Origin of the sequence: Mesorhizobium sp. M1365 (assembly GCF_040317865.1) — a bacterium.
GTDB lineage: Bacteria > Pseudomonadota > Alphaproteobacteria > Rhizobiales > Rhizobiaceae > Mesorhizobium.
On record NZ_JAMYLG010000071.1, the window covers coordinates 1 to 11946 of the forward strand.

General features: G+C 61.7%; 15 protein-coding genes and 3 tRNA genes. 8 read left to right on the forward strand and 10 right to left on the reverse strand.

Going from position 1 to position 11946, the window contains the following annotated elements:
• Positions 1 to 418: GTP-binding protein (locus NKH04_RS31895; RefSeq protein ID WP_352472792.1), on the reverse strand; the 418-nt coding region annotated here is incomplete at its 3' end.
• 271 nt (positions 419 to 689) lie between these two features.
• Between NKH04_RS31895 and NKH04_RS31900 the strand changes: the two genes are divergently transcribed.
• The 3 genes from NKH04_RS31900 to NKH04_RS31910 all read left to right on the forward strand — a co-directional run bounded on the left by NKH04_RS31900 (position 690) and on the right by NKH04_RS31910 (position 2825).
• The gene (locus NKH04_RS31900; protein WP_352975149.1) at positions 690 to 1577 is read left to right on the forward strand and encodes a DMT family transporter; all 888 of its coding nucleotides are present in this window, start codon (positions 690 to 692) and stop codon (positions 1575 to 1577) included.
• A gap of 33 nt (positions 1578 to 1610) precedes the next feature.
• Positions 1611 to 2060 carry a GFA family protein gene (locus NKH04_RS31905; RefSeq protein ID WP_352541352.1) on the forward strand — a complete coding sequence of 150 codons (450 nt, stop codon included), beginning with the start codon at positions 1611 to 1613 and terminating at the stop codon, positions 2058 to 2060.
• Positions 2061 to 2201: 141 nt separating this feature from the next.
• Entirely contained in the window at positions 2202 to 2825 is a 624-nt protein-coding gene (locus tag NKH04_RS31910) for a peptidoglycan recognition protein family protein (protein ID WP_352975159.1), read from the forward strand.
• A 45-nt stretch (positions 2826 to 2870) separates the two neighbouring features.
• Here NKH04_RS31910 and NKH04_RS31915 read toward each other — a convergent pair whose 3' ends face one another.
• Positions 2871 to 3128 carry a GlsB/YeaQ/YmgE family stress response membrane protein gene (locus NKH04_RS31915; RefSeq protein WP_023717513.1) on the reverse strand — a complete coding sequence of 86 codons (258 nt, stop codon included), beginning with the start codon at positions 3126 to 3128 and terminating at the stop codon, positions 2871 to 2873.
• Positions 3129 to 3287: 159 nt separating this feature from the next.
• Here NKH04_RS31915 and NKH04_RS31920 point away from each other — a divergent pair, with 159 nt between their 5' ends.
• Positions 3288 to 3755 carry a YidB family protein gene (locus tag NKH04_RS31920; protein ID WP_023680430.1) on the forward strand — a complete coding sequence of 156 codons (468 nt, stop codon included), beginning with the start codon at positions 3288 to 3290 and terminating at the stop codon, positions 3753 to 3755.
• A gap of 178 nt (positions 3756 to 3933) precedes the next feature.
• On the opposite strand, the gene NKH04_RS31925 is transcribed toward NKH04_RS31920, so the two are convergent.
• Together NKH04_RS31925 and NKH04_RS31930 are read right to left on the reverse strand one after the other, a co-directional pair.
• Positions 3934 to 4007, reverse strand: a tRNA-Gly gene (locus tag NKH04_RS31925).
• 67 nt (positions 4008 to 4074) lie between these two features.
• A tRNA-Tyr gene (locus NKH04_RS31930) sits at positions 4075 to 4159 on the reverse strand.
• 202 nt (positions 4160 to 4361) lie between these two features.
• Between NKH04_RS31930 and NKH04_RS31935 the strand changes: the two genes are divergently transcribed.
• Both NKH04_RS31935 and NKH04_RS31940 read left to right on the forward strand, forming a co-directional pair.
• Positions 4362 to 5219: a TrmH family RNA methyltransferase gene (locus NKH04_RS31935; RefSeq protein ID WP_353045538.1), complete on the forward strand. Its 858-nt coding sequence runs from the start codon at positions 4362 to 4364 to the stop codon at positions 5217 to 5219.
• A 10-nt stretch (positions 5220 to 5229) separates the two neighbouring features.
• Positions 5230 to 5541, forward strand: coding sequence for a hypothetical protein (locus NKH04_RS31940; RefSeq protein ID WP_352975167.1), 312 nt, complete (start codon positions 5230 to 5232; stop codon positions 5539 to 5541).
• Positions 5542 to 5553: 12 nt separating this feature from the next.
• On the opposite strand, the gene NKH04_RS31945 is transcribed toward NKH04_RS31940, so the two are convergent.
• From NKH04_RS31945 to gcl, 3 genes are read right to left on the reverse strand one after another with little or no spacing between them, the layout of a single operon-like run.
• On the reverse strand, positions 5554 to 6540 hold the full coding sequence (locus tag NKH04_RS31945) for a 2-hydroxy-3-oxopropionate reductase (RefSeq protein ID WP_353045539.1): 987 nt from the start codon (positions 6538 to 6540) through the stop codon (positions 5554 to 5556).
• Complete coding sequence (gene hyi / locus NKH04_RS31950) at positions 6498 to 7295, reverse strand: hydroxypyruvate isomerase (protein ID WP_352702326.1); 798 nt, start codon at positions 7293 to 7295, stop codon at positions 6498 to 6500. Before hyi ends, NKH04_RS31945 begins: the two co-directional genes overlap by 43 nt.
• 23 nt (positions 7296 to 7318) lie before the next feature.
• The gene (gene gcl, locus NKH04_RS31955) at positions 7319 to 9100 is read right to left on the reverse strand and encodes a glyoxylate carboligase (protein ID WP_352975177.1); all 1782 of its coding nucleotides are present in this window, start codon (positions 9098 to 9100) and stop codon (positions 7319 to 7321) included.
• Positions 9101 to 9303: 203 nt separating this feature from the next.
• Here gcl and bhcR point away from each other — a divergent pair, with 203 nt between their 5' ends.
• Positions 9304 to 10161 carry an HTH-type transcriptional regulator BhcR gene (gene bhcR, locus NKH04_RS31960; RefSeq protein WP_352975180.1) on the forward strand — a complete coding sequence of 286 codons (858 nt, stop codon included), beginning with the start codon at positions 9304 to 9306 and terminating at the stop codon, positions 10159 to 10161.
• 40 nt (positions 10162 to 10201) lie between these two features.
• On the opposite strand, the gene NKH04_RS31965 is transcribed toward bhcR, so the two are convergent.
• The 3 genes from NKH04_RS31965 to NKH04_RS31975 all read right to left on the reverse strand — a co-directional run bounded on the left by NKH04_RS31965 (position 10202) and on the right by NKH04_RS31975 (position 11619).
• Positions 10202 to 10558 carry a hypothetical protein gene (locus NKH04_RS31965; protein ID WP_352685048.1) on the reverse strand — a complete coding sequence of 119 codons (357 nt, stop codon included), beginning with the start codon at positions 10556 to 10558 and terminating at the stop codon, positions 10202 to 10204.
• Between the two features lie 418 nt (positions 10559 to 10976).
• Complete coding sequence (locus NKH04_RS31970) at positions 10977 to 11276, reverse strand: BA14K family protein (RefSeq protein ID WP_352766692.1); 300 nt, start codon at positions 11274 to 11276, stop codon at positions 10977 to 10979.
• Positions 11277 to 11451: 175 nt separating this feature from the next.
• A complete protein-coding gene (locus NKH04_RS31975) occupies positions 11452 to 11619 on the reverse strand; it encodes a hypothetical protein (protein WP_352451069.1) in 168 nt (55 codons plus the stop codon).
• 156 nt (positions 11620 to 11775) lie between these two features.
• Between NKH04_RS31975 and NKH04_RS31980 the strand changes: the two genes are divergently transcribed.
• A tRNA-Thr gene (locus tag NKH04_RS31980) sits at positions 11776 to 11851 on the forward strand.
• Positions 11852 to 11946 lie beyond the last annotated feature (95 nt).

An 11946-nucleotide genomic window follows, 5' to 3' on the forward strand; every position in this document is an offset into this window, starting at 1 on the left:
CGGCGTCGTCGACCTGGTCGACCTTGTTCAAGAACACCACGATCGAGGGCACGCCGACCTGGCGGGCCAAAAGGATGTGCTCGCGCGTCTGCGGCATCGGGCCGTCGGCGGCCGACACCACCAGGATCGCGCCGTCCATCTGCGCGGCACCGGTGATCATGTTCTTGACATAGTCGGCGTGGCCGGGGCAGTCGACATGGGCATAGTGGCGGTTGGCGGTCTCGTATTCGACGTGGGCCGTCGAAATGGTGATGCCGCGCGCCTTCTCTTCGGGCGCCGCATCGATCTGGTCGTAGCGCTTGTATTCGCCAAAATACTTGGTGATCGCCGCCGTCAGCGACGTCTTGCCATGGTCGACGTGACCAATCGTGCCAATGTTCACATGAGGCTTAGTGCGCTCGAATTTACCTTTTGCCATAGTCTCTTTCCTTGGACGGCCTGGGGATGGCCTGGACCTTCAGTTCAGTCGAATGCGGGGCGATTAGCGACTAAGGCCAAAAAACACAAGTGCCTTGTCGCCGAGCGCGCTCGCCCGCCCGAACGCGTGATCCGGTTTCGGAGAATGTGGCGCGGATATAGGAACGAACAAGGGCAAATGGAATGGTTGCGGCTGCGGCTGACGGCTTTGACGGATTTACAGCCGGATCTGGCCCATTGCCGCCCTGGCGCCGGTCTGATTTCGTAGGCCGATGCATTTCATCCCGACTGCCATACGAGGCCCGCTGTTCATGGTCGTTTCGACCGGGTCCTACATCGTCAACGACACGATGATGAAACTCGCAACCGCGGGACTGCCGCCCTATGAGGTGCTGTTCCTGCGCGGCGCTGCGGCAACATTGTGGGGCTTTCCGCTGCTGTTCATGCTGGGCTATGGCAAGCAGATCCCGCTGATCCTCGACGCCAAGGTTTTGCGCAGGAACATGCTCGAACTGGGTGCGATCCTTTGCTACGTGGTGGCGCTCGCCAACATGCAGATCGCCGATTCGACCGCGCTCGGGCAGATCACGCCCTTGCTGATGCTGGTCGGCTCCTCGATGCTGTTTGGCGAACGGATCGGTGGGCTGCGCCTGGCGCTGATCGGGCTCGGCTTTATCGGCGCCGTGATGGTGGCACAACCGACGATGCAGGGGATTTCCGTCTACGCCCTGCTGGCGCTAGGCAATGCCGCCCTGTCCGCGGCGCGCGATCTGGCCGGACGCAAGGTCGCCGCCGACGTGCCGGGAATGGTCGTAGCTATTTCCGCGGTGATTGTCGTGCTCGCGGGCGCCGGCGTTGCGCATCTGGTTTCCGAGCAGTGGGTGGTGCCTGAAATCCGTCACCTGCTGCTGATGGGCGGCGCCGGACTGTTCCTGATCTTCGGCCACTTCTTCATCTTCATGGCCTATCGCGTCGGGCCGACCAGCGTGGTAGCGCCGTTCTACTATTGCTTTACCGTCTGGGCGGTGATTTCAGGCCTGGTGGTTTTCCGGCAGCTCCCGAATGCGCTGGCCATCTGCGGAATCCTGCTGGTGGTGGCCAGCGGGTTGACCATCGTCTCGCTCGACGAGCGCAAGCGCCGGTTGACCGTCGTCGCTTGAAACTGAAATCAGCCTGCACAATAGGAGGAGCGCGTGGCAAGCCCGGATGACAACCAGAATTCACGCAACCGCAGGCTTATCGGAAAGTGCCTGTGCGGCGCCGTTCAGTACGCGGTGGCGGACGCGTTCGTCTATGCCGCGAACTGCCACTGCTCGAACTGCCGGCGCACCACCGGCTCGGCCTTCAAGCCATTCGCCGGCATCGAGCGCGACAGGCTGAGCCTGGCGAGGGGCGAGGACAATCTCATGATCTTCGGCGACGACACCGGCCATGACGCGCACTGCAAGACTTGCGGCTCGTTGCTCTATTCGGTGGTCCGCGACGGTGCCTTCGTGCATGTCGCCATGGGAACCCTCGTCGACGAGCCGACCATCCGCCCGACGCAGCACATCTTCGTCGGCTCGAAGGCGAAGTGGTTCACGATCACCGACGATCTGCCGCAATACAGAGAACACGCGGTCGCCGGAGATGCCGGCGAATAGCTGACCGTTAGAAAACGCTCAACCAAATTATCGTTTCTTTTTCGCGTCCGCCGCCAAGGAAACTATACTGTGCTCCGTCACTGAACCTATGTCGCGGGGATTTCTGTGGCATTGCCGCCCGACTGGTTGCCCGATGTTGCGATGAGGCGCGTCATTTGCCACTGGACCGCCGGCTCGCATTCGGCCGGCGATACCGACAGGGATGCGTATCACATACTGGTCGAGGGGAATGGCCGTCTGGTCAGGGGCCGGTCTTCGATCGCGCTCAATTCAGGCCGGGTAAAACCGGGATATGCCGCGCACACGCTCAACTGCAACGGCGGCTCGATCGGGGTTTCGCTCTGCTGCATGGCCGGGGCGGAGGAAAGGCCGTTCGATGCCGGCCGCTATCCGATGACCAGGGCGCAGTGGGGCGCGATGGCCGCCGTCGTCGCCGAACTCTGCAAATACTACCGCATCAAGGTCACGCCCAAAACGGTGCTGTCGCATGCCGAAGTCGAGAGCAATCTCGGCATCGAGCAGCGCGGAAAATGGGATTTCACCCGGCTGCCCTTCGATCCGACGATCAGCGGCGCAAGCGCCTGTGGCGAGCGGCTGCGCCGCGACGTGACGGCGGCAATGGGCGCGATGCCAAATCTGCCGGTGAGGATTGGGCGCGATGCCGCATGGCAGCGACTGCTCGAGGAATTATGGCCGATCATGGTGAGAGGGCTGGAAGCCGGCCTCAACACGCTGATCCGCGAAATCCTCAAAAGGATCAGATAGGCGGTCGGCATTCACCCGAATGCCGACGCAACTGCCGGACGGCTTCTACAGTGCCCTCTTGCCGCTGAACTGATGATAGGCCCACAGGACAACCACGGCACCGACCACGGCGACGATCAGGCTATAGATGTTGAGCCCGGTAACGCCCGACGCGCCAAAGGCGCTGAAGATGAGCCCGCCGACGATGGCGCCGACAATCCCGAGCACGATGTCGAGCACCAGGCCTTGCCCGCTTTTATTGACGATCTTGCTGCCTATGAAGCCGGCGATGACGCCGAGAATAATCCAGCTTAATATTGACATTTTTCCTCTCCGTTCCCCGCACCCGATTACTTCCACATTATTAAGCAAAGCTCAAGCCAACTTGAAAATCATGATTACGGAAAGCTCAAACCGGCTTGAAATTCGCCATGGATGCGTCATTGTTGGAGACGGACGGGCAATTTGACATGGAGATCCACAATGGGACTGTTTGACAATGCCGTTCCCGGCGGCAACGTCGCCAAGCCGCTGATGATCGCGCTCGGCGCACTTTTGGTGGGAAAAATGCTGAGCGGTGGAAGTTCCGCCCAGCCGGAGGCGGCGCAGAGCCCTGCCCCCGTCCCGCCCGATACAACCGCATCCGCCGATGGCGGACTGCTCGGCGGTCTGGGCGGACTGCTCGACAAACTGAAGGACGCCGGCCACGGCAACGTTGCCAATTCGTGGGTCGGCACCGGTCAGAACCAGCCGATCAACCCCAGCGATCTGGGCAGTGCCCTCGGCCCGCAGATCATTCAGGAGATCGCGCAAAGGACGGGTCTGAACCAACAGGACCTGCTCAAGCAACTGTCGGCGGCCTTGCCCGGGCTTGTCGACCAGCTGACGCCGAACGGGCAAGTGCCGCAGCAGAACCAACTCGCGTCCATATTCAGCAAATTCGCGAGTTAAGGCATGTCGCCCAACACCGCTTGCGGTTTGGGACACCGACACGCTAAAACCACGGAGAAAAGTTGGTGGCGCGTCCGCCTGGCGGCGCAACGAATACTTTGAACTACGGCAAAGCGCTTCGCTTGGGGCTGCCTGCTTCGGCATCGTGCGCGAGGTGCGCCGCGGCTTGGGGGAAATCTGGAGCGGGTAGCGGGAATCGAACCCGCATATTCAGCTTGGAAGGCTGCTGCTCTACCACTGAGCTATACCCGCGCCTTTCAGTCAAGCATCGGATCCGCTCCGACGCTCGCTCTGCGTTTCAGGGCTTCCGGGCCGGCAGTGGTGGAGAGGGTTGGATTTGAACCAACGTAGGCATAGCCAACGGATTTACAGTCCGTCCCCTTTAACCACTCGGGCACCTCTCCAGTCTGCCGCCGGAGCCATGCAACGAGGCATCGACGCGTCGCGGCTGCCAAAGCAGCCCTTCCGCGAAGCGCCTTATGGCGGCAGCGCCCAAAACTGTCAACCGCAACCGTCCGGCAAAAAGCGCTGAATCTCACGCCTCGCCCGACAAGCAGCTTATGCAGCTGTATCCATGGCCGGACGACACGGCTATAGAAGCCGGCCATGAGCAACGACAACAAATCCAAGACCCCTAAAGACACCCACTACGCCAAGCTGCGCCGCGCGCATCGCGACGAGAAGAGCGGCGGCGCGCCGGCGTTCAGGCCGCGCCAGCCGGTGCCGCCCGGCGAGAACCCGGCGGATGGGCTGGTGCGGCTCTATGGGCTGCACACGGTGCGGGCCGCACTCGACAATCCGCGCCGCAAAATCAGGAAGATGCTGGTGACGCGCAACGCTGCCGAGCGGCTGGCAATCGCCGACCTTGGCGCTTTGCCCTTCAACGCGGAGTTGGTCGAACCCAGGGACATCGACAAGATCACCGGCTCGGATGCCGTGCACCAGGGCGTGCTGATCGAGGCCGAGCCGCTGAAACCGAAACGCCTCGATGCGCTCGGCGACACCAGGCTGGTGCTGGTGCTCGACCAGATCACCGATCCGCACAATGTCGGTGCGATCCTGCGCTCGGCGGTGGCTTTCGGCGCCGGTGCATTGATCACCACGGCGCGCCACAGCCCGCAGGAATCCGGCGTGCTGGCGAAATCGGCCTCCGGCGCGCTCGAGCACATCGACCAGATCGAGGTGAAGAACCTCGCCGATGCGCTGGAGCAGCTGCACGAGGCCGGATTCCAGACGATCGGGCTGGATTCGGACGGGCCGGCAGAGCTCGAAACGAGCTTTGCCGGAGACAAGATCGCATTGGTGCTGGGCGCCGAGGGCAAAGGCCTGCGCCAGAAGACACGCGAAACGGTGACGACGCTCGCCCGCCTCGACATGCCCGGCGCCATCCGTTCGCTCAACGTGTCGAATGCCGCGGCGGTGGCGCTTTATGCGGCGAGGCGGTGGTTCGCGCGCGGCAAATAGGGCGCAATGCATGTCATTGGATTTTGCCGTTCTCAATTCAGATGGGCATATCGATCGATGCGTATCGGTAGGTCCCTCTGCGCATCATGAAATCGTGTCAATCGCAAACCAAAACGCGTTTGAACTCATACTGAAATTCGAAGATTTCTATGAGGACGTCACTCTTCCGATCGAATCCCTACCTTCCTTGACCAAGCAAGTTGAGGCACTTGTGCGAACTGAAGGAATGTCGGAGGAATCCAAAGATTTTCTGAAACGTTTTGCCGATCTCATACGCTATGCGGTCGAAAGAAGTCGGCCCATCGAAGGTATTGCAGACTAATTCACCTCACTCTCACCCAACCTCGTGGCCAGCCATCCGCTCCAGCGCCCTGACCAGTGCCGAATGGTCTTCCTTTGCTCCACCGTTCGCCACGCAAGAGTTGAACAATTGCTGCGTCATCGAGGTGTTGGGTAGTGCTACGCCCAGCGCCTTTGCCCCTTCCAGCGCCAGGTTAAGATCCTTCTGGTGGAGTTCGATGCGGAAGCCGGGCGCGAAAGTGCGCTTGATCATGCGCTCGCCATGCACTTCCAGGATGCGCGAGTTTGCGAGCCCGCCCAGCAGCGCCTGCCTGACCTTGGCCGGGTTGGCGCCGGCTTTCGATGCAAAAACAAGCGCTTCGGCGACGGCCTCGATGGTCAGCGCAACGACGATCTGGTTGGCAACCTTGGTGATCTGGCCGACGCCGTTGGGTCCGACCAGAGTGATGTTCTTGCCTATCTTCTCGAAGATAGGCCTGGCGCGTTCGTAGGCATTTTTTTCGCCGCCGACCATGATGGTCAGCGATGCCGCTTTGGCCCCGACCTCGCCGCCCGACACCGGCGCATCGAGATAGTCGCAGCCGACATCGTTGATCTTTTTTGCGAATTCCTTGGTCTCGATCGGCGAGATCGAGCTCATGTCGATGACCAGCTTGCCTTTAGTGAGGCCTGACGCGACGCCATTCTCAGCGAACAGCACATCGGCCACCTGCGGCGTATCCGGAACCATGGTGATGACGATGTCGGCCGCGCGGGCAACGGCATCATGGCCGGTGACGGCCTTCAGGCCCTTGGCGACGAGATCGGCCGGCGGCTTCGAGCGGTGGTCGCTGGCGACGACCTGATAACCGGCGTCTAGCAGATGCCCCGCCATCGGCGCGCCCATGATGCCGAGGCCGATGAAGCCGATGGTTTCCATGTCCTTCTCCGTTTCTTGTTGAGGGGGCGCGCAGGAACGCGACGTGCGATACGCAGCGTCTACGCCGCCGCGCTGCCCTGCCCGGCCGCGTCCCGAAACCACCCGAGCCCGGTTTCCGTTCCGCCCTTGGGCTTGTACTCCGCACCGACCCAGCCGGAATAGCCGATGCGGTCGATGTGGTTGTACAGGAAGGGAAAATTGATCTCGCCCGTCCCCGGCTCATGACGGCCGGGATTGTCCGCAAGCTGGATATGCGCGATGCGGTTGAGGTTTGCCTCGATGGTACGGGCGAGATCCCCCTCCATGATCTGCATGTGATAGATATCGTATTGCAGGAACAGGTTCTTCGAGCCGACGCGGTCGATCAGCGCCAGGGCCTGATCCGAGTAATTCAGGAAAAAACCCGGAATGTCGCGGGTGTTGATCGGCTCGATCAGCAGCCTGATGCCGGCCTGCTCCAGCTTTTCGGCCGCGAAAGCCAGATTTTCGGCGAAGACGTCTTCCAGCACGGAGCGGTCGACGCCTTGCGGCGCGATGCCGGCGAGGCAGTTGACCTGCTCGCAGCCGAGCGCATGGGCATAGGTGACGACCTTGGCAATGCCCTGCCGGAACTCCGGCACGCGGTCGGGCAGGATCGCGATGCCGCGCTCGCCCTTGGCCCAGTCGCCGGCAGGCAGGTTGAACAGGACCTGCGTCAGCCCGTTCTTCTTCAACCTGGCCGCGACGACATCCGGCGCATGGTCGTAGGGGCCGATATACTCGACGCCCTTGAAGCCGGCGCGGGCGGCGGCATCGAAGCGGTCGAGGAAGTCATGCTCGCCAAAGAGCATCGAAAGATTGGCTGAGAACCGTGGCATGGCAGTAGTTCCTCATATGCGGCTTAATCGAGCATGACGATCGCCGTGGGGGCATCTTCATGGCGTTCGGCAAGCTCCTCGAATTCGGTGATCTTGTCGATTTCGGTACCCATCGAAACGTTGGTGACGCGCTCGAGGATGAATTCGAGCACCACCGGAACCTGGTGCTCGTCCATCAGGCGCTTTGCCTCTTCGAAGGCACCGGCGAATTCCTCCGGCCGGCGCACCCTGACGGCCTTGCAGCCCATCGCCTCGGCAACGGCGACGTGGTCGACGCCGTAGCCCGCCTCTGGATCGCCCTGTCGATTGACGTTCTCGAAGGCGAGGCTGACTTCGAAATCCATCGAAAAGCCGCGCTGCGCCTGGCGGATCAGCCCGAGATAGGCGTTGTTCACGACGACATGGATGTAGGGCAATTTGTGTTGTGCGCCGGCCGCCAGTTCCTCGATCATGAACTGGAAATCATAATCGCCGGACAATGCCACAATTGTGCGGTCCGGATCGGCGGCGCGAACACCGAGGGCTGCCGGCAATGTCCAGCCGAGCGGGCCGGCCTGGCCGCAATTGATCCAGTTGCGTGGCTTGTAGACGTGCAGGAATTGCGCCCCGGCGATCTGGGACAGGCCGATCGTGGTGACATAGGTGGTGTCGCGGCCGAACGCCTTGTTCATCTCCTCGTAGACGCGCTGCGGCTTCAGCGGCACCTGGTCGAAATGCGTCTTGCGCTTCATCGTCTTCTTGCGCTGCCGGCATTCGCCGGCCCAGCCCGACCAGTCGCGCAATTTCCCGGCCGTCCTCCATTCGGTTGCGACGTCGAGCAGCATTTTCAGCGCCGCACCGGCGTCCGAGACGACGCCGAGGTCCGGCGCGAAGACCCGGCCGATCTGCGTCGGCTCGATGTCGACGTGGATGAACTTCTTGCCCTTGGTGTAGACGTCGACCGAACCGGTGTGGCGGTTGGCCCAGCGGTTGCCGATGCCGAAAACGAAATCGGCTTCGAGCATCGTGGCATTGCCATAGCGGTGCGAGGTCTGCAGCCCGCACATGCCGGCCATCAGGCGGTGGTCGTCGGGGATCGCGCCCCAGCCCATCAGCGTCGGGATGACGGGCACGCCGGTGACTTCGGCGAATTCGATCAGCAGATCGGACGCATCGGCGTTGATGATGCCGCCGCCGGCGATGATGACAGGCTTTTCCGCCCCGTTCAGCATCGTCAACGCCTTCTCGGCCTGAGCGCGCGACATTGCCGGCTTGAACGGCACCAGCGGCTCGTAGGCATCGATGTCGAACTCGATCTCGGTCAGTTGCACATCGACAGGCAAATCGATCAGCACCGGCCCCGGCCGCGACGAGCGCATCAGATGAAACGCTTTCTGCAACGCCATCGGCACCAGATAGGGTTCCATCACCGTAACCGCCCATTTGGCGACGGGTGCGGCGATCGCCGCAATGTCGACGGCCTGAAAATCCTCCTTGTTGAGACGCGCCCGCGGCGCCTGCCCGGTGATGCAGAGGATGGGAATTGAATCGGCAGCGGCCGAATAGAGGCCAGTGATCATGTCGGTGCCGGCAGGACCCGAGGTGCCGATGCACAGACCGATATTGCCCGATCTGGCGCGGGTAAACCCTTCGGCCATATGCGAAGCCGCCTCGACGTGCCGCGCAAGGATGTGGCGGATACTGCCCCTCGCCTTCAGCGCCGAATAGAGCGGGTTGATCGCAGCACCCGGCACGCCGAAGGCACAGGAGATGCCTTCCTTTTCGAGAACGAGAACCGCTGCGTCGACTGCGCGCATCCTGGCCATGTCAGCCTCCACGGAATTGTTGATAGCCGAGGATGCCAGCGCACCAATGATTTTTCAATTTTTTCAGAATATATTTTCATTTCTAGAAAACGGCTCTTGTAGATTGAATTGATTTGACTTTCTGTTTTCCACGAATTCGCTTCGCAAATCGATGAAAAACTTTTTCATTGCCGTGCTGGGCGAACAGAGCGAAGAATGGCCCGATGGAAACCACCGAAAAACGCCAGCGCGGCCGGCCGCGCGCCTTCAACGGGCCGGCCGAGGCTGCTTCGGTGCAGTCGCTGGACCGGGCGCTGCGCATCCTGGCAATCGTTGCCGATGGCAGCGGCCTGTCGCTGAGCGAGATCGCCGCCAGTTCCGGTCTGCCGGCATCCACCGCCTACCGCATGCTGACGACGCTGGAGAACCACGGCATGGTCGAGTTCGACGGTACCGACCAGCTGTGGTCGATCGGCGTCGAGACCTATCGCATGGGCGCGGCGTTCCTGCGCCGCCGCAAGCTGGTCGACCGCGCCCGTATCGTCATGCAGGAATTGATGGAGAAGACCGGCGAGACCGCCAATCTCGGCGTCGCCGAGGACGATTGCGTCGTCTTTGTCAGTCAGGTCGAGACGCATCAGGCGATCCGCGCCTTCTTCCGGCCGGGGACGCGCAGCTCCTTCCATGCCTCGGGCATCGGCAAGGCAGTGCTGGCGCATCTCGAGCCGGAACGCGTCGCCACCATCCTGCGCCGGGCCGGGCTGGAGCGCTTCACCGAAAACACGCTGTCCGATATCCCGGCGCTCGCCCGCGACCTGGTGACGATCAAGCTGCGCGGCTGGTCGGTAGACGACGAGGAGCGGCATCCGGGCATGCGCTGCGTTGCCGCCGCCATCTTCAATGAGTTCGGCGAGCCGATCGGCGGCGTTTCGGTCTCCGGGCCGACGGTGCGGGTAACGCCGGAACGGCTGGCCGAGATCGGCCCGCTTGTGCACGATGCGGCGGCGGAGGTGACAAGGATGATCGGCGGGCTGCCGACCCCTCCCGGCCTTCGCAGCGAACCGAGCGCATGGCAGCGCTGACCAGCGTCGAATGGTGCGACATCTGCCAGGATGGCCAAAGCTAGGCCCCGGGCACCGCGCTCTTGGTTGATAGGTCGTAGAAATCAAGCAGCATCGCCAGCCCAACTCCGCAGGCGGTGAAGATTAGGCCGGCAATGAAGATACGATTGGCGCGTTCATAAACGCGCCGTTGTAGAGACGTTAAGTCGAGCAGCAACCGCAGCGCTCGTATCTGCAGGGCAATGCCGATCAAAATCGGCGCGACGGCGGCCAGGTGATAGATTTCCCATGGTATCGGGTTGGCGGCCCAATGCGTGATGAAGCCCAGCGAGAACGCCAGCAGGATGCCGACGGTGGTGATCGTGCCGTTGCGGAAAATTGTCTCGATCGGCTCTTCGTTCGGATCTTGCTCGCCCAAGCGCCCTCTCCCTGTTTCGCTATCGGTGCAGACTAGGCTGTTGGGAAATCGCTGTATACTGCCGGGTTCCTGGTGAAATCAGAGACAAATGATAGCTAAATTGCTTGGAGACTGAAGCTGGCGCTGCCCCTCATTGGCCTACCGGGCATTTCTCCCCGCATAGTGACGGGGAGAAAGAAGCTGACCGCGACCTTGGCGCCCTCTTGCAGCGCTGGAGACTGGCGAAATCATCGCCGAAAGCGTCCCTTCTCCCTGTCACTATACGGGGAGAAGATGCCGGCAGGCAGATGAGGGGCAGCGCCGACACTGATAGTCAGTCGATTTCGACAGGAAGCCTATCGCCGAACAACAGAAAAAGGGCCAGTGGGGCGCCCTTCCGGTTGCATGAAACGGTCATCCCAAGCTGGCATCGTGGCCCTCAAAGCCAGCAGCGATGGCGATAGCCGTCGTAGCCGACATAGGTGTCCGAGTACGGGTCGTAGCTCTGGTAGCGATTGAGGCAGCGCCGGACGTGCCACGAGCCGCCGTCTTCCTCGATATAGACGGTGCGCGGCTGGGCCAGCGCGCTGCCGAGCAGGAAGCCGCCGACACCTGCGGCAATGCCGATGCCGAGGTGCTTGTGCTTGTGATGGGCGGCCGACGGCTGAACGGTGCCGACCAGCATGGCGGCGGCGACAGTGGTGGCGACGAGGCCGGAAATGATGGTGCGCTTGAACATGACGATCTCCTTGTTGTGGGAGGCGATCCAACCGCCTCTTGACCATCAGTCGTCGCGACAAGGAAAAGGTTCGAAGGTCCTTTTGGATTTTTTCTCGGCGGGCGAAATCGCGCGGTCTGATGCGCGACCACGAACGGTCGCGCCGTCGACAGTTCACCGGAACAACCGGCAGGCCTCAGCCCATGCCGGTGATATGGCGAAGCCAGAAGGCGAGCGCGATGAAGCCGATGATGGTGGTGACGCCGGTCCAGTCGATATTGGCGTGCTTCAGGTCCTTGATGAGCTTCACCAGGAGAACCCAAGCCACGACGACGAGCGGGAGAATGATGACAAACCTGATCATGCGACAGCCTCGCTGATGCGATTGCACCTTCGATCAATATAGGAAGCGAATTGGCCGTTTTCAGGACGCCTTGGCGGCAGAACCGGCGCGTTCGCGGCGGCCGAAAACGGAGTTTTGTCTTTACTGGCGCATCAAATATGGTAACCGAAGCGCCGTGCCCTTGTAGCTCAGCTGGTAGAGCAGCGGTTTTGTAAACCGAAGGTCGGCGGTTCGATCCCGTCCGGGGGCACCAGCAAGCAATTTGTCCAACCCGGAGACATGGGTAACAGATTGTACTTAAGACATGGGTGACAACCTCGTGCCGAACGGGTTGTCGATGGTCTGCAA